Below are 25,946 nucleotides of genomic sequence, written 5' to 3'. Positions count from 1 at the left end.
CTTCGATGGCCTGTGCCCCACCCGGGTTCGGGTGGGGCACAGCTGTTTCAGCGGTTCGCGCCGACCGCGTGCTGACGGTCCCGCGGGACCAGGGGGACCGCCACCGTGGCGATCACCGCGGCGGCGATGAAGACCGCGGGGAAGCCGGCGGCGTCGATGACGGCGCCGAAGACCGGCGGCACCGCCGCCATGGCCAGGTTCTGGCCGGTGTTCTGCACGCCGAGCCCGCGCCCGCTCCAGTACGGCCCGGCGATCTCGGCGACCGCGGTGAAGGCCAACCCGTTGTCCGACACCGTGATCACCGACGCCACCACCAGCAGCGGGATCGCCACCCACCACCACTCGGTCCAGGCGGCCAGCGCCAGCGCGGCCATCGAGGCGACCGCCGCGATCGCCACCGTGCGCAGCGGGCCGAGCCTGCTGCCGACCCGATCGGACCAGGCGCCCGCGCCGATCCGGCCGATCGCGCCGAGCACCTGGGTGCCGGTCACCAGGAGCCCGGCCGCGGCCAGCGACCAGCCCGCGTCCCGGTGCAGCCAGAGCAGCGCGAAGGTCCACAGCGTGCCCTGCGGCACCACCAGCAGCACCGAGACGAGGTGCACCCGCCACAGCGTGCCGTCGCCCCGGTAGGGGTTGGCGAGCAGCCCCGGATCGGCCTCCGAGCGCTGCGGCCGCGGCGGATCGATGATCCCGGCCGCACACGCCGCCGCCGCCAGCAACGCCATGACCGCCGGGACGAGCACCGCGGCGGGCACCCCGTGCTGCGCGGCCACCGCGGGGATCGCGAGCGCGCCGATCCCGACCCCGAGCGGCTGCGCGGTCTGCCTGATGCCCATGGCGAGCCCGCGCCGGTGCGGCGGGAACCAGCCGACGATCACCCGCCCGCTCGCGCCGTTGGTGCTGGCGGCCCCCGCACCGCCGAGAAAGAGCAAGGCGCCGAGCGCGATCGGGTGCGCGGTGAACGCGGCCGCGCCGCCCGCGACGGCGGTGATCAGCGGCCCGGCCACGAGCACCTTGCGCTCGCCGATCCGGTCCACCACCCAGCCCCAGGCGATCAGCGTGCAGACCAGCCCGACGGTGGGCATGGCGACCAGCAGCCCCGCGGTGGGCAGCGCCATCCCGCCGTCGGTGAGCGCGGGGAGCAGGAACGGCACGCCGTGGATGAAGACCGCGCTCGCGGCCTGCGCGAACACCCCGAGCCCGAGCATGGCCCAGCGCCGCCGTTCGCCGACGGCCGCCGTCGTCGCCACCATGAGCCACCTCGCATTCCCACAATTTGGGATAGTCATCTCACCAAATGAACATTGAGGTCACGGTACACCGGATCGGAGCGGACCGCTCGGTCGGGTGTGTTCGAGCAGGTGGCACCGGGTCGATAGACTGCGGCCATGCGCCTAGGTCGAGTAGCCAGTCCCGACGGAGTCGCCTTCGCCCGTATCGAGGGCGAGGGATCCGAGAGTGTCGCGCGGGAGATCGCCGAGCATCCGTTCGGCAGCCCTACCTACACCGGCCGGAGCTGGCCGGTGGCCGACGTGCGGCTGCTCGCGCCGATCCTGGCGAGCAAGGTGGTGTGCGTGGGCAAGAACTACGCCGCGCACGCCGCGGAGATGGGCGGCGAGGCACCGGAATCGCCGGTCATCTTCCTCAAGCCGAACACCGCCATCGTCGGCCCGAACGCCCCGATCATCCTGCCGCCCAGCTCTTCCCGGGTCGACTACGAGGGCGAGCTGGCGGTGGTGATCGGCCGCCCGTGCAAGGACGTGCCCGCCGCGAAGGCGCGCGACGTCATCCTCGGCTACACCGTCGCGAACGACGTCACGGCGCGCGACCAGCAGCAGTCGGACGGGCAGTGGACCAGGGGCAAGGGGTACGACACCTTCTGCCCGCTCGGGCCGTGGATCGAGACCGAGCTGGACCCGGGCGATCTGGAGATCACCACCGAGCTCGACGGCGAGGTGCGCCAGCGCAGCCGGACATCCCTGCTGCTGCACGACATTCCGACGTTGATCGAGTTCGTCAGTACGGTGATGACGCTGCTCCCCGGCGACGTGCTGCTGACCGGCACCCCCGAGGGCGTCGGCCCGGTGCAGGCGGGCCAGAACGTCTCCGTGACCGTCGAGGGAATAGGTACGCTGACCAATCCCGTTGCCACGAAACGCTGAAAGAGAGCCATGACCGAAGTTCGGGTCCGCTTCTGCCCGTCGCCCACCGGGACCCCGCACGTGGGGTTGGTGCGCACCGCGCTGTTCAACTGGGCGTTCGCCCGGCACCACGGCGGCACCTTCGTCTTCCGGATCGAGGACACCGACGCGGCCCGCGACACCGAGGAGTCGTACGCCGCGATCCTGGACGCGCTGCGCTGGCTCGGCCTCACCTGGGACGAGGGCCCGGAGGTCGGCGGGCCCTACGAGCCGTACCGCCAATCCCTGCGCCGGGGGCAGCATCTGGACGTCGTGCAGAGGTTGCTGGCGGCCGGTGAGGCGTACGAATCCTTCTCCACGCCGGACGAAGTCGAGGCTCGGCACCGCGCCGCGGGACGCGATCCGAAGCTCGGCTACGACAACTTCGACCGGGAGCTGACGGCCGAGCGGATCGCGGCGTACAAGGCCGAGGGGCGGCCCGCGGTGGTGCGGCTGCGGATGCCGGACGAGGACCTCGGCTGGCACGACCTGGTGCGCGGGGAGACCGTCTTCAAGGCCGGGACGGTGCCCGATTTCGCGCTCACCCGCGGGTCGGGGGATCCGCTGTACACGCTGGTCAACCCGGTCGACGACGCGCTCATGCGGATCACCCACGTGCTGCGCGGCGAGGACCTGCTCTCGTCGACCCCGCGGCAGCTCGCGCTCTATGCCGCGCTGCGCCGGATCGGGGTCGCCGAGTTCACCCCCGAGTTCGGTCACCTGCCCTTCGTCATGGGGCCGGGCAACAAGAAGTTGTCGAAGCGGGATCCGGAGTCCAACCTGTTCGCCCATCGCGATCGCGGCTTTGTTCCCGAAGGTTTGCTGAATTACCTCGCGCTGCTCGGTTGGGGCCTCGCCGACGACCGCGACGTGTTCTCCATGACGGAGATGGTCGAGGCGTTCGACATTTCCTCGGTGAATTCCAACCCGGCCCGTTTCGACCAGAAGAAGGCCGACGCGATCAACGCGGAACACATCCGTTTGCTGGAGGCCGGAGATTTCGCCCGCAGGCTCCGGGAGTTCCTGACCGGGCAGGGCCGGATCGGCGCGGAAATCGACGAGAAGGTCTTCGCCGCGGCCGCCGAGTTGGTCCAGACCCGGATCGTGGTTCTGGATGACGCGTGGGGGCTGCTGCGATTCCTGTTCGCCCCCGTCGGCGAGTTCTCGATCGACCCCGCGGCCGGGTCGAAGAATCTCGGCGAAGCCGCCGAGCCGGTACTGCGGGCCACGCTCGGCGCACTCGAAGCGCTGCCGGAATGGACCACCGCCGCGATCGAGGAGGCGCTGCGCGTCGCATTGATCGAGAAACTGGAGTTGAAACCGAGGAAGGCATTCGCGCCGGTGCGGGTGGCGATCACCGGGTCGCACATCAGCCCGCCGCTGTACGAGTCGATGGAGCTGCTCGGGCGGGAACTCTCGCTGGCCAGGCTGAACGCCGCGCTCCAGTGGCGCCCCGAGGGCTGAAACAGGGGTCTGACCAGGCGATTTGTAGTTTACCCCGGCCCCTTTGGTACTCTTCTTCCCGGCCGGAAAACGCCCCCTCGCATTCAGCCGGAAGCGAGGTCGGGGTCGCCTGGTCATTGGGGTATGGTGTAATTGGCAACACAGCTGATTCTGGTTCAGCCATTCTAGGTTCGAGTCCTGGTACCCCAGCGGAGAGCCGATCGCCGAAAGCGTTCGGACCCCGGCGATTTGGTCGCCGGGCTCCCGCCAGCTAAGCTGGCAACCGCCTCCCACAAGGGAAGCACAAGTAAGTCCTGGCCCCGTCGTCTAGCGGCCTAGGACGCCGCCCTCTCAAGGCGGTAGCGCGGGTTCGAATCCCGTCGGGGCTACAACCGCGAGGCCCCCGATCCACTCGGATCGGGGGCCTCGCGCTTTTCGTCAGTCAGGAGGGCTCGCCGAGCGTGCTCCCGCCCAGCGGCATCGCGGGCATCCCCAGCTTGCGGTGATCCCAGGAGCGCACCCGCTCCGGCACCACCCGCACCGCGATCCGCTTGTGCAGCATCTGCTCGACCAGCGGCCGGAGCTCCTCGGTGTACGGTCCGGTGTAGCGCTCCCAGACGCTCACCCCCACCGCGAAGAGCCGCTCCGGGTCGTCCACCACCTCGGCGCGCCCCTCGATCGACACCCCGCGCAGCTGGTCGTAGGTGTCGCCGGCCTCGACCAGGCAGGTCACCCGCGGATCGCGGCGCAGATTCACCGCCTTCTGCGACTTCGCCTTGGTCTCGAACCACACCTCGCCGTCGAGCAGGGCGTACCACATCGCGGTCAGGTGCGGCACCCCCTCCCTGCCCAGCGTGGCGAAGGTGGCGACCCGGCTGGTCTCCAGGAAGCGGGTGATCTCGGCCTCGGCCATCACGATCTGCGTGCGTTGGTTGACTCCCATGCCGCCACTCTAGAACGCGTTGCAGTCGGTTCAGAGCCGCTTCTGCAGCGCCTCCGCCGCCGCGACCAGGTCGGCGGCCCAGCGCGCCCCCGGCCTGCGGCCCATCCGATCGATCGGGCCGGAGACCGAGATCGCCGCGACCACGGCGCCGGAGACGTCGCGCACCGGGGCCGAGACGCTCGCCACGCCCGCCGCCCGCTCGGCCGCGCTCTGCGCCCAGCCGCGCCTGCGCACCTCGGCCAGCGCGCGCTCGCCGAAGACCGCCTCGGCGAGCAGGTCGCGCTGCAGCTCGGGGTCGGCCCAGGCCAGCAGCACCTTCGCCGCCGAACCGGCGGTGAGCGGTAGCCGCGACCCCACCGGAACGGTGTCCCGCAGCCCGACCGGCGGCTCCAGCGCGGCCACGCAGACCCGGGAGTGGCCGTCCCGCGCGTAGAGCTGCACGCTCTCGCCGGTGATCTCGCGCAGCCGGGGCAGTACCGCGCCCGCGGCGTCCAGCAGCGGGTCGGTCGCCCCGACGGCCAGCTCGGCGAGGGCGGGGCCCGGCCGCCAGCGGCCCTGGTTGTCCCTGGCCAGCAGGCGGTGCACCTCGAGGCCGACGGCCAGCCGGTGCGCGGTGGCCCTGGGCAGCCCGGTGCGGGCGCAGAGCTCGTTCAGCCCGCACGGCTCCTGGGCCACGGCGTACAGCACCGTCACGGCTTTGTCCAGGACCCCGATGCCGCTATGCTGTCTCATAGAACGATACTAACGTCTCGTATTCTGGGATTCAAAAACGAATCCACCAGCCCCTGGTACGGAAGGTGATCCAAGAATGGCCGATCGTCCACGCACACTGGCCGAGAAGGTGTGGGAGCAGCATATCGTCGCGCGCGGGGAGGGCGAGGGCGCCGCCCGCGAGCCCGACCTCATCTACATCGACCTGCACCTGGTGCACGAGGTGACCAGCCCGCAGGCCTTCGACGGGCTGCGCGCGGCTGGGCGCCCGGTGCGCAGGCCGGACCTCACCATCGCGACCGAGGACCACAACGTCCCGACCACCGACATCGACAAGCCGATCGCCGACCCGGTCTCCCGCACCCAGGTGGAGACGCTGCGGCACAACTGCGCCGAGTTCGGCATCCGGCTGCACCCGATGGGCGACCTGGACCAGGGCATCGTGCACGTGGTCGGGCCGCAGCTCGGGCTCACCCAGCCGGGCATGACGGTGGTCTGCGGCGACAGCCACACCTCCACGCACGGCGCCTTCGGCGCGATCGCCATGGGCATCGGCACCAGCGAGGTGGAGCACGTGCTCGCCACCCAGACGCTCTCGCTGCGCCCGTTCAAGACCATGGCCATCACCGTGGACGGCGAGCTGCCCGTCGGCGTCACGAGCAAGGACCTGATCCTGGCCGTGATCGCGAAGATCGGCACCGGCGGCGGCCAGGGCTACGTCCTCGAGTACCGGGGCGAGGCGATCCGGGCCATGTCCATGGAGGCGCGGATGACGGTCTGCAATATGTCGATCGAGGCGGGTGCGCGGGCGGGCATGATCGCCCCGGACGCGACCACCTACGAGTTCCTGAAGGGCCGCCCGCACGCGCCGCAGGGCGCCGACTGGGACGCCGCCGTCGCGGCCTGGGACCAGCTGGCGACCGACGAGGGCGCGGTCTTCGACGCCGAGGTGCACATCGACGGCGCCGCGCTGACCCCGTTCGTCACCTGGGGCACCAACCCGGGCCAGGGGCTGCCGCTCGGCGCGACGGTGCCGGACCCGGCGGAGATCGCCGACGAGTCCGAGCGCGATTCGGCCGCCAAGGCGCTGCGCTACATGGATCTCGTTCCCGGCACTCCGCTGCGCCAGGTCACCGTCGACACTGTTTTCGTCGGCTCCTGCACCAACGGCCGGATCGAGGATCTGCGCGCGGTCGCCGATATCTTGCAGGGCAGGCGCGTCGCCGACGGCGTGCGCATGCTCGTGGTGCCCGGAAGTATGCGGGTGCGCGCGCAGGCCGAGCAGGAGGGGCTCGGGGATATCTTCACCGCGGCGGGCGCGGAATGGCGGCAGGCGGGCTGCTCGATGTGCCTGGGAATGAATCCCGATCAGCTGGAGCCGGGTCAGCGCTGCGCCTCGACGTCGAATCGCAACTTCGAGGGCAGGCAGGGCAAGGGCGGCCGGACGCACCTGGTCTCGCCGCTCGTCGCCGCCGCGACGGCGGTGCGCGGAACGCTCTCCTCACCCGCGGATCTGGACTGACGACCACTCGAACCCCACCCCGGAGGAATTTCCATGGAACCGTTCACCGTGCACAAGGGCATCGGCGTGCCGCTGCGCCGCTCGAACATCGACACCGATCAGATCATTCCCGCGGTTTACCTCAAGCGCGTCACCCGCACCGGATTCGAGGACGGGCTCTTCGCGGCCTGGCGGACCGATCCGGACTTCATTCTGAACACCGCGCCCTATGATCGGGGCAGCGTGTTGGTCGCCGGGCCGGATTTCGGCACCGGGTCGTCCCGTGAGCACGCGGTGTGGGCACTGTCGGACTACGGCTTTCGAACGGTGATCTCGTCGCGTTTCGCCGACATCTTCCGTGGGAATGCGGGTAAGGGCGGGTTGGTCGCCGCGCAGATGTCACAGAATGATGTCGAAATGCTCTGGAAGTTGCTCGAGGAACAGCCGGGGTTGGAATTGGTTGTGGACCTGCGGGCACGCACCGTGGCGGCAGGAACCGTCGTGTTGCCGTTCGACATTGACGACTACACTCGGTGGCGTCTCCTGGAGGGTCTGGACGATATCGGACTGACACTCCGCCAGGAAGCCCGGATCGGGGCCTATGAAAGCCAAAGGCCGGCATGGAAACCCGCCACCCTGCCAGCTCGTATTTCGCAGGCGTAATCACCTCGGGCCGTTAGCTGCGCTACATGGAGGCCGGTAGCTGGACGTGTGCTAAACCACATGAATTTTGGCGTGGCACATAGACTCTTGCCCAAACTGGGTTTACCGTGGTACCTAGTCGGTCCGACGACGGGCCATTAGTCTGCGGAGGATTCAATGAACAAGGCGGAACTGATCGACGTTCTGACCGAAAAGTTGGGTACGGACAGGCGCACGGCCACCGCGGCAGTCGAGCACGTGGTCGACACCATCGTCCGCGCCGTCCACAAGGGTCAGAGCGTCACCATCACCGGATTCGGCGTCTTCGAACAGCGCAAGCGCGCGGCGCGCGTCGCCAGGAACCCGCGCACCGGCGAAACCGTCAAGGTGAAGCCGACTTCGGTGCCCGCATTCCGGCCGGGTGCGCAGTTCAAGGCCGTCATCGCGGGTAAGCAGAAACTCGCGGCGAGCGGCCCGGCGGTGAAGCGCGGCGTGAATGCGCCGGTGGCCGCGAAGAAGACGGCCGCCAAGAAGACCGCGGCGGCCAAGAAGGCGACGGCGGCCAAGAAGACCACCACCGCCGCCGCCACCAAGGCACCGGCCAAGACCACCGCCCGGAAGGCGGCGACCAAGGCCCCCGCCACCAAGGCCGCGGCCAAGAAGACCACCGCGACCAAGGCACCGGCCACCAAGGCCACCGCCACCAAGACCGCGGCGAAGAAGGCTCCGGCCAAGAAGACCACCGCCGCGGCCACGAAGACGGCCGCCACCAAGGCTCCGGCCAAGAAGACCACCGCCACCAAGGCGGCGGCCACCAAGACGGCGGCGGCGAAGAAGGCCCCCGCCAAGAAGACCGCCACCGCGGCCAAGACCACCGCGGCGAAGACCACGGCGGCCAAGAAGACCACCGCGGCCAAGAAGGCACCGGCCCGCCGCAGTAGCTGAACCCAGCTCACGACGGTGTCCGTGACATCCGTACCGGCGTCCACCGCGACCGGTCGGTGCCATCGGAACGCGGTGCGGCGCAGCCGGAGGACCAGATCGTCCCACCGGCCCGCAGGCAGACGGAGAACGGCCCCGGTACACCGACCCCGGGGCCGTTCTCGCGCCCGCTACTCCTCGGTGCTGTCCACGTAGAGCCGCCGGTCCAGGTGGTCGGCGGCCACCATGCGGCCGTCGACGAAGGAGAGCACCCAGACGCTGCCCTTGCGGTTCCGCGCGGGCGGCAGCGTGAGGCCGTCGGCCGCGGCCCACTCGCGCATCAGGTGCGGGATCACCTTGCCCTGGCTGCACACCACCCGGACGGTGCTGTCCGACACCAGCTCCCGGATCCGGGTCAGCGCGGCCGCCGGATCGACGGCGTAGGCGTCCTCGGAGAGCGCGGGCTCCAGCCCGACGTCGACCCCGAGCGAATCGGCGAGCGGTGCCACCGTCTGCACGCAGCGCACCGGGTCGGCCGAGAACACCTGCCGCGCACCGAAGGCGAGCAGGTTCGGCACCAGCGTCAGCGCCTGCTCGGCGCCGGCCGGCTCCAGCGGGCGCTCCCGGTCCGGGCCCGCGTACTTGCCGCGCTGCCCGGCCTTGGCGTGCCGGACCAGGAGCAGCGTGCTCGTCCGCGGGGGCAGCATGCCGAAGGTGCGCAGCACCTGCCGATCCATCGGGTAGGAGAGTTCCCGCATCACCTTGTCCGGCGAGTGCCAGACCAGGTCGTCGACCTCGTCGTTGGGGCCGAATTCGCCATCGCGCGCCTCCGCCGCCCAGTAGTCCACCCGCTTGAGCCTGCGGTGCCCGGGGACCGGGTAGGTCACGTGCCCGAGGTAGCGGCCGAGCACGCAGCGCACGCCGGTCTCCTCGGTGACCTCGCGCACGGCGGCCAGCACCGGCGACTCGCCCGGCTCCAGCTTGCCCTTCGGCAGCGACCAGTCCCGGTACTTGGGCCGGTGCACGAGCGCGATCTCGATCTCGCCCGCGCCGGAGGCCCGCGCCGGGCGCCACAGCACGGCGCCCGCGGCGTGGATGTCGGCGGTCACGCGAGGATCAAGGAGGGAGCTGTCATCCCGCGCCTCGTTCACTGCTGTTCCGGCCTCCGCAGCCGCATCAGCGATTCCTGGTGGTCGCGCACCTGCTCGTCGCCGGGGTCGCCGCCGCCGGGCTGCGCCAGCCAGCTGCCGTCCGCCCGCAGCACCCAGCACCGGGTGGCCGGGTGCAGCGCGGAGTCGAAGACCCCGTCCAGCTGCTCGCGCAGCTTGGGATCCTTCACCTGGGCCATGACCTCGACCCGGCGGTCCAGGTTCCGGTGCATCATGTCCGCCGAGCCGATCCAGAACTCGTTCTGCGCGCGGAAGTGCATCACCCGGGAATGCTCGAGGAACCGGCCGAGGATCGAGCGCACCTCGATGTTCTCGCTCATCTCCGGCACGCCCGGGCGCAGCCCGCAGATGCCGCGGACCACGATCTGCACCTGCACCCCGGCCTGCGAGGCGCGGTAGAGCGCGTCGATCACCTGCTCGTCGACGAGGGCATTGGCCTTCAACCGGATCCGGGCCTGCTCGCCCTGCTGGGCCAGCTCGGTCTCGCGCTGGATCCGCTCGATGATCCCGGCCCGCACGCCGTGCGGGGCGACCAGGATGTTGCGGTAGTCCTCCTTGCGGGAGTAGCCGGTGAGCGAATTGAACAGGTCGGTCAGGTCGGCGCCGATCTCCGGTGCGGCGGTGAGCAACCCGACGTCCTCGTAGAGCCGCGCGGTCTTCGGGTTGTAGTTGCCGGTGCCGATGTGGCAGTAGCGCCGGATGGTGGAGCCCTCGCGCCGTACCACCAGGCAGGTCTTGCAGTGCGTCTTGAGCCCGATCAGGCCGTAGACCACGTGCACGCCCGCCTGTTCCAGCGCGCGGGCCCACTTGATGTTGGCCTGCTCGTCGAAGCGCGCCTTGATCTCCACCAGCGCGACCACCTGCTTGCCCGCCTCGGCGGCGTCGATCAGCGCGTTCACGATCGGCGAGTCGCCGGAGGTGCGGTACAGCGTCTGCTTGATGGCGAGCACCTGCGGGTCGGCCGCCGCCTGCTCGATGAAGCGCTGCACGCTGGTGGAGAAGGAGTCGTAGGGGTGGTGCACCAGCACGTCGCCCTCGCGCAGCGCGGCGAAAACGTTGCGCGGGGTCTCCCGCTCGCCGAACGCGGCCGGGGTGGCCGGAACGTAGGGGGTGTCCTTGAGATTCGGCCGGTCGACGCCGTAGACCTGCATGAGCGAGGAGAGGTCGAGCAGCCCCGGCACCTGGATGACATCGCGCGGGTCGACCTCGAGTTCGCGCAGCAGCAGGTCGAGCATGTGCTCGGTCATGTCGTCGGAGACCTCGAGCCGCACCGGGGAGCCGAAGCGGCGCCGGGCCAGCTCGCGCTCCAGCGCCTGCAGCAGGTCCTCGTCCCGGTCCTCGTCGACCTCGAAATCGGCGTTGCGGGTGATCCGGAAGGAGTGGTGCTCCACCACCGTCATGCCGGGGAAGAGCAGATCGAGGTGGGCCGCGATCAGCTCCTCCATGGGTAGGAAGGCCGCGATCGGGGTGGCCGTCTCGGTGCGCCGCACCCGGACGAAGCGATCCACGTTGTCCGGCACCTTGACCCGGGCGAAGTGCTCGCCGCCGGTGGTGGTGTCCTTCACCGTGACGGCCAGGTTCAGGCTCAGCCCGCTGATGTACGGGAAGGGGTGCGCCGGGTCGACCGCGAGCGGGGTGAGCACCGGGAAGACCTGGTCGTGGAAGTAGCCCGAGAGCTTTTCGGCCTCGGCGACCGAGAGGTCGCCCCAGCAGATGATCTCGATGCCCTCCTCGGTGAGCGCCGGATCCACCGAGTCGAGGAAGACATCCGCGTGCCGCTGCGCGATCTCCCGTGCCCGCGCGGCGATCAGCTCGAGCTGCTCGCTCGGCGACCGGCCGTCCGCGGAGCGCACCAGCAGCCCGGTCTCCGCCCGCCGCTTCAGCCCGGCGACCCGCACCATGTAGAACTCGTCCAGGTTCGAGGCGAAGATCGCGAGGAACTTGGCGCGCTCCAGCAACGGCAGCGACTCGTCCTCCGCGAGCGCCAACACCCTGGCGTTGAAGTCCAGCCAGCTGAGTTCCCTGTTGAGGTAGCGATCACGTGGCAACTGTGCGGTCGCCGGATCGGCCAGCAGCGGGGTGGCAGCCGGTGGGGCAGTGGGGAGCAACTGCTGCTTGACGATTTCCGTATCGCTCACGCCTTCGATCATCCCCTACGAACCGCTCGGTGCGCAGTGCGGCATCGGTGAGTGCCGCGTGTCTCACCCGGGCCGTGGCGACTATCTAGCATACCGGGTGGACCGGTTCGTGAACGGCGCTCGGATACCCGATGTCGGTCAGGACAGCAGTGGTCGCCGGGCCGGCTCCGAGCCGGAGGATCAGCTCCAGATCGGCGCCGGTGTCCACGTCGTGCCGCAGCCCCGGCCAGTCGCCGTCCAGCGGGAAGGCGCCACCGGTCACGTGACGCAGCGCCGAACTCGGCCCGAATCGTGGCGCCAGCGGCGCGAACCCGTCCAGCTGCAGTAGCGCCGCGGTGCCCTCGCCGGTGTGGTCGGTGACCATCGCGCGGCGGCCGGGCGGCGCCGCGGCCAGCACCTCGGCCAGCTCGGCCGGGCGCAGCGCGGGCAGATCCGCCTGCATCGCCACCAGCGCGACCGGGCCGTGGCGGCGCCGCACCGCCTCGGCGGCCGCGGTCAGGGCGTTGTTCAGCCCGTCCGGGGCCAGCCCCGCGCCGGGGCCGCCCGGGTCGGGGTGCGCGACGGCGCCGAGCGCACGGGCCAGCGCGGCAACCGCCTCGTCCGGGGTGACCACGGTGACCGAATCGATCGGCGCAGCGGCCAGCGCGGCGTGCACGGTGTCGGTGAGCATGGCGAGCGCCAGCCGCGAGCGATGCTCCGGGCGTAGCCGATCGGCCAACCGGCTCTTGGCGCGGTCCAGGCTCTTCACCGCGATGACGGCGTGCACGGCGTGCGGACGCATGACCCCGATCCTTCCATGACATATTGGGCGGATGACACGGGCGGCGGTACTGGGTGCGGGTTCATGGGGTACTGCGTACGCCAAGGTCTTGGCCGACGCCGGAACCGAGGTCACGATCTGGGCGCGCAGGCCGGAGGTGGCGAAGGCGCTCGCCACCGAGCACCGCAATCCGTTCTACCTCGCCGACGTGCAACTCCCCACCGTGGCCGCCACCGACGACCACGAGCGCGCGCTGGACGGCGCCGACATCGTGGTGCTCGCGGTGCCGTCGCAGTCGCTGCGCGGCAACCTCGAACACTGGAAACCCGCGCTGCGCAGGGCCCTCGACGAGAACGACGCCTCGCTGCTCAGCCTGGCCAAGGGCATCGAGACCGGAACCCTGCTGCGGATGAGCCAGGTGATCGCCGAGGTGACCGGTGCCGACCCGGGCAGCGTCGCGGTGCTCTCCGGGCCGAACCTGGCCAGGGAGATCGCCACCGGCCAGCCCGCCGCGACGGTGATCGCCTGCAGCGACGAGGCGCGCGCGGTCGCGCTGCAGGAGTCCTGCGCCACCGGGTATTTCCGGCCGTACACCAATGTGGACGTGGTCGGCTGCGAGATCGGCGGCGCCTGCAAGAACGTCATCGCGCTGGCCTGCGGCATCGCCTCCGGCATGGGGCTCGGCGACAACTCGGTGGCCAGCCTGATCACCCGCGGGCTCGCCGAGATCATCCGGCTCGGGGTGGCGCTCGGCGCCGAGCCGGTCACCCTCGCCGGGCTGGCCGGCGTCGGTGACCTGGTCGCCACCTGCACCTCCCCGCTCTCCCGCAACCGCTCCTTCGGGCACGTGCTCGGCGCGGGCGGCTCCATGGAGGCGGCGCAGGAGGCCACGCACGGGCAGGTGGCCGAAGGCGTCAAGTCCTGTGGATCGGTGCGCGCGCTCGCGGCCGCGCACGATGTCGAGATGCCGCTCACCGACGCGGTGAACCTGGTCTGCCACGAGGGGCTGTCGGTGCGCGAGGCGGTGGGCAACCTGCTGGGCAGGCGAATCAAGCCGGAGTGAGAGCTGCACCACCCGGTGCGGGCCGGGGCAACTCGCGCGTGCCCCCTTTACAGGTACGGTTCCCTGCATGACGAACCGGATTCGGGTCGCCGTCGTCTTCGGCGGGCGGAGCAGCGAGCACGCGGTGTCGTGCGTGTCGGCGGGCAGCGTGCTGCGCCACCTCGATCCGCGGCGCTTCGAGGCGGTACCGATCGGCATCACCACCGAGGGCACCTGGGTGCTCGGCGGCGCCGAGGTGGCCGCGCTCGGCATGAGCCACGGCGCGCTGCCCGCGGTGGACGGCACCGGCACCGCGCTCGCGCTCGCCGCCGACCCGAGCCGCCCCGGCGCCCTGGTCGCGCTGGACGACCCGGCCGCGGCGCTCGGCGCGGTGGACGTGGTCTTCCCGGTGCTGCACGGGCCCTGGGGCGAGGACGGCACCCTGCAGGGGCTGCTCGAGCTGGCCGGGGTGCCCTACGTCGGGCCGGGGGTGCTTGCCAGTGCGGCCGGCATGGACAAGGAGTTCACCAAGAAGTTGCTTGCCGCCGACGGCCTCCCGGTCGGCGAGCAGGTCGTGCTGCGCCCCGGCGTGCCGACGCTGACCGCGGAGCAGCGGGCGGCGCTCGGGCTCCCGGTCTTCGTCAAGCCCGCGCGCGGCGGCTCCTCGATCGGCATCACCCGGGTGGCCGACTGGGACCGGCTGGACGCGGCGATCGCGACGGCGCGCGAGCACGACCCCAAGGTGATCGTGGAGGCCGCGATCGTCGGGCGCGAGGTGGAGTGCGGGGTGCTGGAGTTCCCGGACGGGCGGGTCGCGGCCAGCGTGCCCGCGGAGATCCGGATGCCGGAGACCGCCGCCCCCGACTTCTACGACTTCGAGACCAAGTACCTCGACGAGGTCTGCGAATTCGACGTGCCCGCCAAGCTGAACGACGATGTCGCCGCCGAGATCGGCGAGCTCGCGGTGCGCGCCTTCCGCGCGCTGGACTGCACCGGGCTGGCCCGGGTCGACTTCTTCGTCACCGAGCGCGGGCCGGTGATCAACGAGATCAACACCATGCCCGGCTTCACCCCCATCTCCATGTACCCGCGGATGTGGGAGGCGACCGGGGTCGAGTACCCGGCGCTGGTCAGCACGCTGATCGAGACGGCGCTGGCCCGCGGGACCGGGCTGCGCTAGTTCGGCAGCGGGTTCGGGTCGAGCGGGCGCTCCGGCATGGTGGCGGTGATCGCGTCCGAGACCGCCTGCAGCGGGGTCGGGCCGGAGCCGTCCGGCACGGTGAAGCCGAGGTAGGTCTCGCGGTCGACCGCGAACCAGGTGCTGCCCGCGGCCGCGGGGTCGCGGATCTCGAACCACTGCACGTTGTTCACGATCTGCAGCGCCGAGGCGCGGTTGAACTCGAGGGGGCGGTCGAGGCCGCAGCGGAGCACGATCGGCTCGGTGGCCGGGTCGTCGCGCTGCCAGGCGCGGGTGCCCGGCGGGGCCGGGGCGACCAGCTCGGCGCGGCGGTAGTCGTCGATGTCGTCCGGGAGCGCCGGGAGCAGGGCGGTGCAGGCGGGGCCATCGGCCTGCGGGGCGGGGACCGGGCCGAGGGCGATCGGCTCGCGCTCGACCGGGGCGCGGGCAGCGATGAAGGCGGCGACCAGGATGCCGACGATCAGCATCACCGGGAGCGCGACGGCGGTGGCGATCAGGGCCGGGGGATAGGGGCGCGGGTTCGCGGTGGCGGGCGTTGTGTCGCCGTCGGCCGGGGCGTCCCCGTGCTCGGCCGGGCTGCGTCCGGGGGCGGTCGGTTCGCTGTCCTCCGGGGCCTGCGTCTCGGCCTCGCGCTCGCCGAGGCCATGGTCGGGCTTGCCTGCCGGGTGCTCGCCCTCGTTCCGATCCGGCGCGTCGGCGGCCATGCCAACCGCTCCCTCCTGGTCGTCCGGCCCGGCGCGGTGTGCGCGGGCCCGCCCAGGGTACCGTCGGGGCGTTTCCGACCGGGACGGCGAGGAGGGGTCATCGGCGCCGACGACAGCACCGCGACCGTACGCGAACTGGGCGAATTCGCGCTCATCGCGCGGATCAACGCGGGCCGCGCGCAGGCGCCCGGCGTCCTGCTCGGCCCCGGTGACGACGCCGCCGTGCTCGCCGCGCCGGACGGCAGGCTGGCGGTCACCACCGACATGCTGGTGCAGAACCGGCACTTCCGACTGGACTGGTCGGCGCCTGCGGAGATCGGCCGCAAGGCGATCGCGCAGAACGCCGCCGACGTGGTCGCCATGGGCGCGGTGCCGACCGCCTTCGTCGTCGCGCTCGGCTGCCCCGGCGAGACGCCGGTCGCGGTGATCGACGGCCTCACCGCCGGGATGTGGGCCGAGGCGGGGCGCGCCTGCGGCGCCTCCATCGCAGGCGGTGATCTGGTGCGCAGCCCGGAGCTGGTGATCTCGGTGACCGCCTTCGGCGATCTCGAGGGTCGCGCTCCGGTGCTGCGCTCCGGCTCGCGGGCCGGGGACGTGGTGGCGGTGGCCGGGCGGTTGGGGTGGTCGGCCGCCGGGTTGGACATCCTGCTCGCGGAGACACCCGCGTCACCGCGTGTCGGCCCGGGTGGGTGGGCTGCCGAAGCGGGTGCGACCCCGAACATCTTCGCGACCGGCGCAGGCCGGGCCGCGCCGATAGTCGGCGCGGGGGATGGCCGGGGCGCGCGGGCGGCAGGCGGCGACGCGCCCGAGGCCGGCCTCGGCACCGCCCCGCGGACCGATGCCCTGCGCACCGCCGCGCTCGCCGCGCATCGCGCCCCGCGACCGCCCTACCCGGCGGTGCTCGACGCCCTGCGGGCGGGCGCGCGCCCGACGGCGATGGCCGACACCTCCGACGGCCTGCTCGCCGATCTCGCGCACATCGCCGAAGCCTCCGGCGTCGCCGTCGACCTCGACTCCGCCGCGCTCGCCGACCCCGCCCTCGCCGAACTCGCGACCGCACTGGAACACGATGCGGCGCAATGGATCCTGACCGGCGGCGAGGACCACGCCTTCGTCGCCACCTGGCCGGCGGAGACCGAACTCCCGCCGGGCTGGCGTGCGATCGGCCGCGTCACCGCAGGCAGCGGCGTCACCGTCGACGGCGCCGGGCACGCGGGCCCCCGCGGCTGGGAATCGTTCTCCGGGGCGGAGTCGCCGCCTGTCGGTGATCCGCGATAGGTTGTCGGCCGTGGCGAAACCGTTGGCGGACATCATCGATGCGGGCTGGGCGCAGGCCCTGGCCCCGGTCGAGGGCCGGATCAGTGAAATGGGCGAGTTCCTGCGCGCGGAGAACGCGGCCGGCCGCGGCTACCTCCCGGCCGGGGAGAACGTGCTGCGCGCCTTCCAGCGCCCGTTCGCCGCGGTCCGCGTGCTGATCGTCGGGCAGGACCCGTACCCGACCCCCGGCCACGCCATGGGGCTGAGCTTCTCGGTGGCGCCGGAGGTCAAGCCGGTGCCGCGCAGCCTGGCCAACATCTTCGCCGAGTACACCAAGGACCTCGGCTTCGAGACCCCGGCCAACGGCGATCTCAGCCCCTGGTCCGACCAGGGCGTGCTCATGCTGAACCGGGTGCTCACGGTGAGCCCCGGCCAGCCCGCCTCGCACCGGGGCAAGGGCTGGGAGGCCGTCACCGAGCAGGCCATCCGCGCGCTCGTCGGCCGCGACGAGCCGCTGGTGGCGATCCTCTGGGGTAAGGACGCGGCGTCGCTGAAGCCGCTGCTGGCCGAGGGCGAAGTGCCCTTCATCGAATCCGCGCACCCGTCGCCGCTCTCGGCGTCGCGCGGCTTCTTCGGTTCCCGCCCGTTCTCGCGCGTCAACGAACTGCTCGACGAACTCGGTGCGGAGCCGGTGGACTGGCGCCTGCCCTGAGCGGGCGCCGGAGGAAAGACCGACGTGCGAGCGAGATCACGCGCGTGCACAACCGAGTGAGGAGAACCCGCATGACCCGACCCTCCGTCCGCGCCTGGCGCGGAACGGCGGCCGCTTTCGCCGTCGCCGCAGCCGTGACCGGCGGCGCCGCGACCGCGAGCGCTGCCCCGATTCCGCTGGAGCCCTACCAGCCCGCGGCCACCGAGAGCGCGCCCGCTCCGATCGGTGAGGAGTTCACCTCGACCGGTTCATCGACGATCTCGTCGTCGGTGAACGCCAAGATCGCCTGCCTCTTCCAGCGCACTTTCAGCGCGATGCGGCTGGACTGCTGACGATCGTTTTCGCCGGATGGCACAGGTTCCAGTCGGAACCTGTGCCATTCTGCATTTCGTGAGTACTGCGAACGATATAGCCGAGCCGGTGACCGTGCGGCTACCCGGGTCGGGGGTGGAGCTGGCAGGCGAGGTGTTCGGCCCCGCCGACGGCCCGCTGGTCGTCTTCCTGCACGGCGGCGGCCAGACCAGGCACTCCTGGAAGCGCACCGGGGTGCGGCTCGCCGCCGCCGGGCTGCGCGTGCTGACCCTGGACGCGCGCGGCCACGGCGACAGCGAGTGGGCGCCGGACGGCGACTACGGCCGCAACCGCATGGTCGAGGATCTGCACTCCGTGCTGCGCACGCTGGGCAGCCCCGCCGTTGTGGTCGGGGCGAGCATGGGCGGGATCACCGGGCTGCTCGCCACCGCCGCGCCCGGCGCCGAGCTGATCCGGGCGCTGGTGCTGGTCGACATCGTGGTCCGGCCGGAGCCGGCCGGCGTCGAGCGGGTGCTCGACTTCCTTGGTAAGCACACCGACGGCTTCGCCACCCTGGACGAGGCGGCCGACGCCGTCGCCGCCTACCTGCCGCACCGCCCGCGCCCGCGCAGCACCGCCGGGCTGCTGCGCAACCTGCGCAAGCGCGGAGACCGCTGGTACTGGCACTGGGACCCGGCGATGATGTCGGGGCGGGTCGAGGACGCGCTCGACATGACCGACCAGATGGAGGCCGCCGCGCGCGCCGTCACCATTCCGGTGCTGCTGGTGCGCGGCGGCCGGTCCGACGTCGTCAGCGCGGCGGGCGCCGCGAACTTCCTCGAGCTCGTCCCGCACGCGGAACTCGCCGAGATCGGCGACGCCGCCCACACCGCCGCGGGCGACGACAACGACGCCTTCACCGACGCGGTCGCCGACTTCGTTGCTGGCATCGCCCGCTAGCCGTCAGGAGAAGCTGGGGCGACGCTTCTCGACGAACGCGTCCACACCCTCGCGCCCCGCGGGGCTGTTCGCCGAGGCGGCGATGGCCTCGGTCTCGCTGTCGAGCTGGTCGCTGAGGCTCGCGGTGCGCGAGCTCAGCAGCAGGGACTTGATGGTGGCGTAGGCCGAGCGCGGGCCCGCGGCGAGGGTGCGGGCGAGGCGGAGGGCCTCGCTGTGCACCTCCTCGTCCGGGACCAGGCGGCTGAGGATGCCGATGCGCACGGCCTCGTCGGCGCTCAGCACGGCGTCGGTGAGCAGAATCTCCTTGGCCCGGCCCGCCCCGACGACCCGCGGCAGCGTCCAGGACATGCCGCCGTCCGGCGAGAGCCCGATTCCCGGGTAGGCGGGGCGCAGCTTCGTCTTCGGCCCGCCGAGCGCGATATCGCCGGCCAGCACCAGGCTCATGCCCGCGCCCGCGGCCCAGCCGTGCGCCGCGACGACGACCGGCACCGGCGCGGCGTCGAGCAGCCGGACGAACTCGTGCAGGTCGGTGGCGAGCCCGTGGATGTGCGCGCCGCGATCCGCGGCGGCCGCGAAGCCGCGCACGTCACCGCCGGCGCAGAAGTTGCCGCCGGTGCCCTGCAGCAGCACGGCGCCGATGCCGGGATCGAGGTCGCGCAGCGCGGCGCTGCCCGCGTTGACCCCGGTGAAATCGAGGGAAGTCCCGTTCGCGGGAGTGGCAATGGTGATCTGTAGGACGCCGTCGACGGTTTCCACATACTCGGAAGACATGACTGGCACCCTATGCGAGCGCGGTGCGGACCATCCGGAGGGTCGGTAGCAACGCGAACGGATCGAGGCCGCGCGCGCCGTCGTCGCGGAAGCCGTGCCGCCGGTAGAAGCCGCGGGCCCGCGGGTTCGCGGCCAGTACCCAGAGCGTGCACGGGGCATCGGCGGGCAGGGCGCTGTCGAGCAGCGCGTCGGCGAGCCCGGTGCCGTGCTCGGCGGCCCGCACGTAGAGGGCGTGCAGCTCCAGAGCGGTCGGCGCGACGGCATCGCGGGCTGGACCGACCGAGGCGAAGCCGAGTACGTCGTCGTCGGCGAGCGCGACCCGGGTCTCGATCAGCGGGTCACCCGCCACCCGGCGCCAGCGGTTCGCCCCGCGCCCGGTGCGCAGCGCGTCGAGCAGGTGCGGCGGAAGCAGCTCGGCGTGCGCCTCGCGCCAGCAGCACACGTGGCAGTCGGTGACCGCCTGCGCGTGCTCGGGCGCCATCGGAACGATCGTCACGACGGGGCGGCACCGACGACAGCGCCCCGGATCACCCTGCGGGTGCCGGGGCGCGAAGTCCGGTTCGGCCGGACGGACTCAGCCGCGAACGACCTTGCCCGCCTTGAGGCAGGAGGTGCAGACGTTCATCCGCCGGGTGTTGCCCGGCGCCACCTGCGCCCGAACGGTCTGGATGTTCGGGTTCCAGCGACGGTTCGTGCGCCGGTGCGAGTGCGAGACCGACTTACCGAAGCCGGGGCCCTTGGCGCAGACGTCGCAGACGGCAGCCATAGTCGCGAGCTCCTTCATGTCATGTGGGGACGCCCGCGGGGAACGCGGGACATCCGGAAACCGTATCGTCACTGCCTCGCCGGACCCGGGGTACCGGCCTGCGCGAACCGCTCGTCGAATGGGAACGAACGAGGTGGCCGCGCGAGGCAACCCTGCAAGGGTATCGGGAGCCCCGGTGATCCACCAAACCGGGTCCCGCCGGTCCTCCGCGGCCCGCTAACCTGGCGTGCGGCGGCGGGGTGGGGGTCCACGGACGACGGAGAGGGTGGCTGGTGCCCGGAGTGCGGGACGGAATGGACGGTACCGCGCTGCTGCGCTGGGGCAGGCTCTGCCTCGCCGGATTGGAGCGTACCCGCTCGGAGATCAACGCGCTCAACGTCTTTCCCATCGCCGACGCGGACACCGGGACGAACCTGCTCGCCACCATGCGGGCCGCCATGGTGGCCGCGGGTGGGGCGCCGGGCGCCGATGTGCACGCGGTCGCGGCGGCCATGGCCAGGGGCGCGACCGCGGGGGCGCGGGGCAACTCCGGGATCATCCTGTCGCAGGTGCTGCGCGGGATCGCGGACGCGGTGCGGCCGGAGGGCGACCGGCCGGTCCCGGTGGACGCCGCGGTGCTGCGGGCCGCGCTGGCCAGGGCGGCGGCGCTGGTGCGGGAGTCGCTGAGCACGCCGGTCGAGGGGACCATCCTCACCGTGCTCGACGCCGCGGCGGCCGCGGCGAGGGCGTGCGCCGAGCACACCCCCGTCGCGGTCGCGGTGGCGGCGGCGGAGGGTGCGGCGGACGCGCTCGGGCAGACGCCGGACCAGCTCGGGGTGCTGCGCGCGGCGGGGGTCGTCGACGCCGGGGCGCGCGGGCTCCTGGTCCTGCTCGACGCGCTGGTCGAGCTGACCGGCGGCTCCGCGCCGCACCGCCCCGTCTACCGCCCCGCTCCCGGTGCGGCCACCGCGCTCGACGTCCTCGAGCCCGACCCGCTGCCGAGGCAGCCGCCGCGCGCCGCCGCCTGCGCACCGCCGCCCGGCCGGGCGGGGAGCGCGGTCGCCGACCTCGTCGGCCCGGCACCCGGTGCGAAGCACGCGCCCTGCTTCGAGGTCATGTACCTGCTGAGCGGCACCGACGAGACCAGGGTCAAGCAGCTGCGGGATCGGCTCGGCGAGCTGGGCGACTCCGTCGTCGTGGTCGGCGACGGCGAGCAGACCTGGTCCGCGCACGTGCACTGCGCGGACGCGGGCGCCGCGGTGGAGGCGGGCATGGCGGCGGGCGCCGTGCGCGACATCCGCATCGAGAGCTTCGTGATCACCGCGGTGGGGCCACACGCCCCGGTGCGCACCAGCGGCCCCGCCGACCGCGGCATCCTCGCCGTCGCCGCGGGCGACGGCGCCGCCGCGCTGTTCCGCACGGCGGGCGCGATCGTGCTCCCCGGCGGCGCGGGCACGATCACCGCGAGCGAGCTGCTCGGCGCCATCCGCCGGATGCCGAACCGCGAGGTGCTCGTGCTGCCGAACGGCGCGCTGCCCGCGCACGAGCTGGTCGCCGTCGGCATCGCCGCCCGCGACGCCGATCGCGACGTGCTGCTGCTGCCGAGCGGCTCGATGGTGCAGGGCATGGCCGCGCTCGCGGTGCACGACCGCGGCCGGATCGCGGTGGACGACGCCTTCGCCATGTCCGAGGCGGCGGCGGGCACCCGCTGGGGGGCGGTGCGGGTGGCCGGGCAGCGCGCGCTCACCATGGTCGGCACCTGCGAGCCGGGCGAGGGGCTCGGCCTGGCCGGGCTGGACGTGGTGGTGATCGAGCGCGACCCGGCGACCGCCGGGATCGTGCTGCTGGATCGAATGCTCGCCTTCGGTGGCGAGCTGGTGACGCTGCTCATGGGCGCGGCGGCCCCGGACGGGCTGGCCGCCGCGCTGACCGGGCATATCGAGGAGCGATTCTCCGGAATCGAGGTCGCGGTCTACACCGGCGGGCAGCCGGAGGACCTGGTGCAGATAGGTGTGGAGTAGACAATGGCGACACTCGGCGATCGGCTCGATCACCTGCTCGGCGTGAAGGCGGCGGATTCGCTGGCCGACGCCTTCGACATGCGGACGGCGGAGGACCTGCTCCGGCACTACCCGCTGCGCTACGCCACCCAGGGCCAGCCGCTCACCGAGGAGGAGCCGGAGGACGGCGCGCACGTCACCGTGATCGGCCGGATCACCAAGGCCGACCTGCGGCCCATGCGCAACCGCCGCGGCTCGCTGCTCAAGGTCGCGCTCGACACCGGCTCGGGCCGCCCGGTCGACGTCACCTTCTTCAACGGCGACAAGGTCAAGTACGCGGTGAAGCAGGGGGTGCGGGCCATGATGTCGGGCACCGTCAACTACTGGCGGCCGGGCCAGTGGAGCCTGAACCACCCCGGCTACCTGATCCTGCCGGAGGAGGACGAGCCCGCCGCCCTGACCACCGTGCGCGGCGCGGGTGACCTGGCCGGGCTGGCGCGCAGCGCGCAGGGCGCCGATGGCGTCGACACCGCGTTCTTCGAGCGCGAGTTCGTCCCGGTCTACCCGGCGACCGCGAAGGTGCAGAGCTGGGACCTGCTCGCCTGCGTCCGGCAGGTGCTCGAGCAGCTCGACCCGCTGGACGACCCGCTGCCCGAGCCGGTGCGCGCGGAGCGCGGCCTGCTGGAGATCACCGAGGCGCTGCGCCTCATCCACCTGCCCGAGCACCGCGCCGACATCGACCGCGCCAGGGACCGGCTGCGCTTCGACGAGGCGCTGGCGCTGCAGCTGGTGCTCGCCGAGCGCAGGCACGAGGTCGAGGGCCGCACCGCGCACCCCTGCCCGCCGCGCCGGGACGGCATCGCCGCCGCCTTCGCCGCGAAGCTGCCCTTCGAGCTGACCGCCGGGCAGCGGCAGGTGATCGACGAGATCTCCGCCGATCTGGGCCGGGAGCGCCCCACGCACCGCCTGCTGCAGGGCGAGGTCGGCTCCGGCAAGACCATCGTCGCGTTGCACGCGATGCTGCAGGTCGTCGACGCGGGCAAGCAGTGCGCCCTGCTCGCCCCCACCGAGGTCCTCGCCGCGCAGCACCACCGCTCGCTGCGCGCCATGCTCGGCGAGCTCGCGGCCGCGGGTGAGCTCGGCGCGGCCGAGCACGCCACCCGGGTGGTGCTGCTCACCGGCTCGATGCCTGCCGCGGCGCGCAAGGCGGCGCTGCTGGCCGCGGTCACCGGCGAGGCCGGGATCGTGATCGGCACGCACGCGCTGATCCAGGACGCGGTGGAGTTCTTCGACCTCGGCATGGTGGTGGTGGACGAGCAGCACCGCTTCGGCGTCGAGCAGCGGGACGCGCTGCGCGCCAAGGCCAGGGGCGGCATCAGCCCGCACCTGCTGGTGATGACCGCGACCCCGATCCCGCGCACCATCGCCATGACCACGCTCGGCGACCTGGAGACCTCCACGCTCACCGAGCTGCCCCGCGGCCGCTCGCCCATCGCCTCCAGGGTGGTGCCGCGCAGGCAGCACCCCGGCTGGGTGCACCGGGCCTGGGAGCGGATCACCGAGGAGGTTCGGGCCGGGCGGCAGGCGTATGTGGTGTGTTCGCGGATCGGGGACGACGACGGGCGGGGCGAGGGTGGGAAACACCCCGCGAAGCCGAAGAAGGGGAAGGCCGCCGAGAAGGAGCCGCCGAACACGCAGGCGGTGCTCGACGTCTACGAGGAGCTGCGGGGCGGTGCGCTGGCCGGGCTCCGGGTCGGGCTGCTGCACGGCAGGCTGCCCGCGGACGAGAAGGACGAGGTGATGCGGGCCTTCAACGCGGGCAGCGTGGACGTGCTGGTCTGCACCACCGTGGTCGAGGTCGGGGTGGACGTGCCGAACGCCACCGTCATGGTGATCCTGGATGCCGACCGGTTCGGCGTCAGCCAGCTGCACCAGCTGCGCGGGCGGATCGGCCGCGGCGCGCACGCGAGCCTGTGCCTGCTGGTCACCGATGCCGCGCCGGGCGGGACCGCGATGGCCCGGCTGGAGGCGGTCGCCGCCACCACCGACGGTTTCGAGCTGGCGGTGCTCGACCTGAAGCAGCGCCGCGAGGGCGACGTGCTCGGCTCCGCGCAGAGCGGGACCGCGCGCTCGCTGCGGTTGCTCTCGCTCCTCGACGATCTCGAAACGATCAGCGCGGCGAAGGATTTCGCGCGCGCGGTGGTGGCGGAGGATCCCGGCCTCGACGCGCACCCCGGCCTGGCGGCCATGATGCGCGCCGCCGTCGACGGCGAGCGCCTGGAGTACCTGGCGAAATCCTGACGCGCGCTACCCGCGACCGAGCCGGGGGTAGGGGAGGTCGGTGCTGACGTGCTCCGGCAGCGCGAGCGGGGCCCCGATCTGCGGGAACGCGCGCTGGGTGCAGGTGGCGCGGTCGCAGACCTTGCACCCGGCGCCGATCGGCACCGCGGCATCGGGGTCGTCCAGCCGCAGCCCGCGCGCGTACACCGTGCGCTCCGCGTGCTCCAGGTCGCAGCCGAGCGCGACCGCGAAATCCTTGGCCGGGGCCCCGTACCCGCGCGGGCCGGGGGTGGCGGTGCGGGCGATCCAGAGGTAGCGGCGCCCGTCCGGCATCTCGGCGATCTGGGGGAGGATCCGCCCCGGGTTGGCGAACGCCTCGTGCACCACCCAGAGCGGGCAGGAGCCGCCGACCCGGGAGAAGTGGAACGCGGTGGCGGACTGCCGCTTCGAGATATTGCCCGCCCGGTCGGTGCGGACGAAGAAGAACGGCACCCCGCGCCTGCCCTGCCGCTGCAGCGTGGAGAGCCGGTGGCACACCGTCTCGAACCCGACCTCGAAGCGCAGCCCGAGCAGGTCGATGTCGTAGCGCAGCTCCTCCGCCGAGCGCAGGAAGCGGCCGTAGGGCAGCACCAGCGCCCCGGCGAAGTAGTGCGCCAGCCCGATCCGGGCCAGCGACCGGGATTCGCCGGTGAGCGACGGGGTCTCCGCGAGCACCGCGTCGATCTCCCTGCCGTGCAGCAGGAAGCCGAGCGTGGCCGCGATCTGGAAGGCGCGCTGCCCCGGCCGCAGCCGGCGGGCCAGGGTGAGCGTGCGGCTCTCCGGGTCGTACTGCCGCTTGGGGATGGCCGGGTCGGCACCGTCGCCGCGGACCAGCACGGTGACCCCGGCCCGGTCCTCGGCGACCCGGGCCAGCTGCCGGTCGAGCGAGCCGACGGTCAGCCCGGACTGCTCGAAGAGCTGCTCGGCGGCCTGGTCGAGGCTGGGGATGTGGTTGTGGTGGTCGTAGAAGAAGTCGCGCACGTCCTCGTAGGGCATGGGCGCGCCGGGGGCGCCCGCCGGGGCGTCCATCCGGGAGGAGAGCAGGTCGAGCTGGTCGGTGGCGGCGCGCAGCCGCCGGTGCATCCCGACCACGAGCCGGGCCACCTCGGGCAGCCTGGTCGCCAGCTCCTCCACCTCGGTGACCGGCGCGGTGTCGCCGCCCGCCGCGTCGACCAGCACCTCGTGCAGGTCGGAGACGAGCCTGGCGTCGGAGTCGGTGGCGAAGAACTGGACGTCCAGGTCGAAGGTCGAGTTCAGCTTGAGCAGCACCGGGATGGTGAGCGGGCGCTGATCCCGCTCCAGCTGGTTCAGGTAACTGGGTGAGAGGTCGAGCGACTTGGCCAGCGCGGCCTGGGTCATCCTGCGTTCCTCGCGCAGCCGCCGCAGCCGGGCGCCCGCGTACATCTTGCGCACCCGGCAGATGGTAGACCTTTGCCTTCGCAATCATCGCAGAACGGCGCGGTTCGGCACGCGGAATTTCGATACCGCAAGGTCTTTCAGGCCCCTGCGCTGCTGCGTAGCGTGCGAAGGGTGCGTGAT

At 72.4% G+C, this 25,946-nt stretch carries 24 protein-coding genes and 2 tRNA genes; 15 read left to right on the top strand and 11 right to left on the bottom strand.

The genetic code is table 11. The annotated features are described in order from the left end of the window. Window positions 1-47: 47 nt before the first annotated feature. Window positions 48-1,253: an MFS transporter gene (locus LTT61_RS10910; protein ID WP_233019816.1), complete on the bottom strand. Its 1,206-nt coding sequence runs from the start codon at window positions 1,251-1,253 to the stop codon at window positions 48-50. 135 nt (window positions 1,254-1,388) lie between these two features. Between LTT61_RS10910 and LTT61_RS10905 the strand changes: the two genes are divergently transcribed. From LTT61_RS10905 to LTT61_RS10890, 4 genes are all read left to right on the top strand, one after another. Beyond that, window positions 1,389-2,162 (top strand): fumarylacetoacetate hydrolase family protein, encoded by a 774-nt coding sequence (locus LTT61_RS10905; protein WP_233019815.1) that lies wholly within the window; start codon window positions 1,389-1,391, stop codon window positions 2,160-2,162. 9 nt (window positions 2,163-2,171) lie between these two features. Then, the gene (gene gltX / locus LTT61_RS10900; RefSeq protein ID WP_233019814.1) at window positions 2,172-3,644 is read left to right on the top strand and encodes a glutamate--tRNA ligase; all 1,473 of its coding nucleotides are present in this window, start codon (window positions 2,172-2,174) and stop codon (window positions 3,642-3,644) included. Between the two features lie 117 nt (window positions 3,645-3,761). After that, window positions 3,762-3,833: transfer RNA gene (locus tag LTT61_RS10895), tRNA-Gln, on the top strand. Between the two features lie 106 nt (window positions 3,834-3,939). Then, window positions 3,940-4,012, top strand: a tRNA-Glu gene (locus LTT61_RS10890). A 53-nt stretch (window positions 4,013-4,065) separates the two neighbouring features. Here the strand turns inward: LTT61_RS10890 and LTT61_RS10885 are convergent. Both LTT61_RS10885 and LTT61_RS10880 read right to left on the bottom strand, forming a co-directional pair. Continuing rightward, window positions 4,066-4,566, bottom strand: coding sequence for a pyridoxamine 5'-phosphate oxidase family protein (locus tag LTT61_RS10885; protein WP_233019813.1), 501 nt, complete (start codon window positions 4,564-4,566; stop codon window positions 4,066-4,068). Between the two features lie 30 nt (window positions 4,567-4,596). Further along, window positions 4,597-5,298: an IclR family transcriptional regulator gene (locus LTT61_RS10880; protein ID WP_233019812.1), complete on the bottom strand. Its 702-nt coding sequence runs from the start codon at window positions 5,296-5,298 to the stop codon at window positions 4,597-4,599. A gap of 76 nt (window positions 5,299-5,374) precedes the next feature. Here LTT61_RS10880 and leuC point away from each other — a divergent pair, with 76 nt between their 5' ends. The 3 genes from leuC to LTT61_RS10865 all read left to right on the top strand — a co-directional run bounded on the left by leuC (window position 5,375) and on the right by LTT61_RS10865 (window position 8,365). Next, window positions 5,375-6,799, top strand: coding sequence for a 3-isopropylmalate dehydratase large subunit (leuC, locus tag LTT61_RS10875; protein WP_233019811.1), 1,425 nt, complete (start codon window positions 5,375-5,377; stop codon window positions 6,797-6,799). A gap of 33 nt (window positions 6,800-6,832) precedes the next feature. Further along, a complete protein-coding gene (gene leuD, locus LTT61_RS10870; protein ID WP_233019810.1) occupies window positions 6,833-7,441 on the top strand; it encodes a 3-isopropylmalate dehydratase small subunit in 609 nt (202 codons plus the stop codon). 156 nt (window positions 7,442-7,597) lie between these two features. Then, the gene (locus LTT61_RS10865) at window positions 7,598-8,365 is read left to right on the top strand and encodes an HU family DNA-binding protein (protein WP_233019809.1); all 768 of its coding nucleotides are present in this window, start codon (window positions 7,598-7,600) and stop codon (window positions 8,363-8,365) included. Between the two features lie 167 nt (window positions 8,366-8,532). On the opposite strand, the gene LTT61_RS10860 is transcribed toward LTT61_RS10865, so the two are convergent. The 3 genes from LTT61_RS10860 to cofC all read right to left on the bottom strand — a co-directional run bounded on the left by LTT61_RS10860 (window position 8,533) and on the right by cofC (window position 12,429). Further along, the gene (locus tag LTT61_RS10860; protein ID WP_233019808.1) at window positions 8,533-9,450 is read right to left on the bottom strand and encodes an NUDIX hydrolase; all 918 of its coding nucleotides are present in this window, start codon (window positions 9,448-9,450) and stop codon (window positions 8,533-8,535) included. A 38-nt stretch (window positions 9,451-9,488) separates the two neighbouring features. Next, entirely contained in the window at window positions 9,489-11,660 is a 2,172-nt protein-coding gene (locus LTT61_RS10855) for an RNA degradosome polyphosphate kinase (protein ID WP_233019807.1), read from the bottom strand. Window positions 11,661-11,733: 73 nt separating this feature from the next. Beyond that, window positions 11,734-12,429, bottom strand: a complete 696-nt coding sequence (gene cofC, locus LTT61_RS10850) for a 2-phospho-L-lactate guanylyltransferase (RefSeq protein WP_233019806.1) — start codon at window positions 12,427-12,429, stop codon at window positions 11,734-11,736. 31 nt (window positions 12,430-12,460) lie between these two features. Here cofC and LTT61_RS10845 point away from each other — a divergent pair, with 31 nt between their 5' ends. Next, window positions 12,461-13,471 (top strand): NAD(P)H-dependent glycerol-3-phosphate dehydrogenase, encoded by a 1,011-nt coding sequence (locus LTT61_RS10845; RefSeq protein ID WP_233019805.1) that lies wholly within the window; start codon window positions 12,461-12,463, stop codon window positions 13,469-13,471. Between the two features lie 67 nt (window positions 13,472-13,538). Then, on the top strand, window positions 13,539-14,630 hold the full coding sequence (locus LTT61_RS10840; protein ID WP_233019804.1) for a D-alanine--D-alanine ligase family protein: 1,092 nt from the start codon (window positions 13,539-13,541) through the stop codon (window positions 14,628-14,630). On the opposite strand, the gene LTT61_RS10835 is transcribed toward LTT61_RS10840, so the two are convergent. Further along, on the bottom strand, window positions 14,627-15,352 hold the full coding sequence (locus LTT61_RS10835) for a DUF3515 domain-containing protein (RefSeq protein ID WP_233019803.1): 726 nt from the start codon (window positions 15,350-15,352) through the stop codon (window positions 14,627-14,629). The two genes, LTT61_RS10840 and LTT61_RS10835, sit on opposite strands and share 4 nt — an antisense overlap. A 135-nt stretch (window positions 15,353-15,487) precedes the next feature. Between LTT61_RS10835 and LTT61_RS10830 the strand changes: the two genes are divergently transcribed. From LTT61_RS10830 to LTT61_RS10815, 4 genes are all read left to right on the top strand, one after another. After that, the gene (locus LTT61_RS10830; protein WP_420094804.1) at window positions 15,488-16,630 is read left to right on the top strand and encodes a thiamine-phosphate kinase; all 1,143 of its coding nucleotides are present in this window, start codon (window positions 15,488-15,490) and stop codon (window positions 16,628-16,630) included. Between the two features lie 10 nt (window positions 16,631-16,640). Beyond that, window positions 16,641-17,321, top strand: coding sequence for a uracil-DNA glycosylase (locus tag LTT61_RS10825; RefSeq protein WP_233019802.1), 681 nt, complete (start codon window positions 16,641-16,643; stop codon window positions 17,319-17,321). Window positions 17,322-17,392: 71 nt separating this feature from the next. Next, window positions 17,393-17,653 carry a hypothetical protein gene (locus tag LTT61_RS10820; protein ID WP_233019801.1) on the top strand — a complete coding sequence of 87 codons (261 nt, stop codon included), beginning with the start codon at window positions 17,393-17,395 and terminating at the stop codon, window positions 17,651-17,653. A gap of 58 nt (window positions 17,654-17,711) precedes the next feature. Continuing rightward, entirely contained in the window at window positions 17,712-18,572 is an 861-nt protein-coding gene (locus LTT61_RS10815) for an alpha/beta fold hydrolase (protein ID WP_233019800.1), read from the top strand. A gap of 3 nt (window positions 18,573-18,575) precedes the next feature. On the opposite strand, the gene LTT61_RS10810 is transcribed toward LTT61_RS10815, so the two are convergent. The 3 genes from LTT61_RS10810 to rpmB all read right to left on the bottom strand — a co-directional run bounded on the left by LTT61_RS10810 (window position 18,576) and on the right by rpmB (window position 20,109). Further along, a complete protein-coding gene (locus LTT61_RS10810; protein ID WP_233019799.1) occupies window positions 18,576-19,343 on the bottom strand; it encodes an enoyl-CoA hydratase-related protein in 768 nt (255 codons plus the stop codon). Window positions 19,344-19,353: 10 nt separating this feature from the next. Next, complete coding sequence (locus tag LTT61_RS10805; RefSeq protein ID WP_233019798.1) at window positions 19,354-19,839, bottom strand: GNAT family N-acetyltransferase; 486 nt, start codon at window positions 19,837-19,839, stop codon at window positions 19,354-19,356. Window positions 19,840-19,917: 78 nt separating this feature from the next. Then, window positions 19,918-20,109, bottom strand: a complete 192-nt coding sequence (gene rpmB / locus LTT61_RS10800; protein WP_011210730.1) for a 50S ribosomal protein L28 — start codon at window positions 20,107-20,109, stop codon at window positions 19,918-19,920. 293 nt (window positions 20,110-20,402) lie between these two features. On the opposite strand from rpmB, the gene LTT61_RS10795 reads away from it, so the two are divergent. Together LTT61_RS10795 and recG are read left to right on the top strand one after the other, a co-directional pair. Then, window positions 20,403-22,109, top strand: coding sequence for a DAK2 domain-containing protein (locus tag LTT61_RS10795; RefSeq protein WP_233020955.1), 1,707 nt, complete (start codon window positions 20,403-20,405; stop codon window positions 22,107-22,109). Window positions 22,110-22,112: 3 nt separating this feature from the next. Further along, entirely contained in the window at window positions 22,113-24,389 is a 2,277-nt protein-coding gene (recG, locus tag LTT61_RS10790) for an ATP-dependent DNA helicase RecG (RefSeq protein WP_233019797.1), read from the top strand. A gap of 6 nt (window positions 24,390-24,395) precedes the next feature. On the opposite strand, the gene LTT61_RS10785 is transcribed toward recG, so the two are convergent. Further along, window positions 24,396-25,811, bottom strand: a complete 1,416-nt coding sequence (locus tag LTT61_RS10785) for a short-chain fatty acyl-CoA regulator family protein (RefSeq protein ID WP_233020954.1) — start codon at window positions 25,809-25,811, stop codon at window positions 24,396-24,398. Between the last annotated feature and the right edge of the window lie 135 nt (window positions 25,812-25,946).

Source organism: Nocardia asteroides (assembly GCF_021183625.1).
Taxonomy (GTDB): domain Bacteria; phylum Actinomycetota; class Actinomycetes; order Mycobacteriales; family Mycobacteriaceae; genus Nocardia; species Nocardia asteroides_A.
The sequence above is the reverse complement of the archived record's forward strand: the minus strand, read 5'-3'. Positions and strand labels throughout refer to the sequence as shown.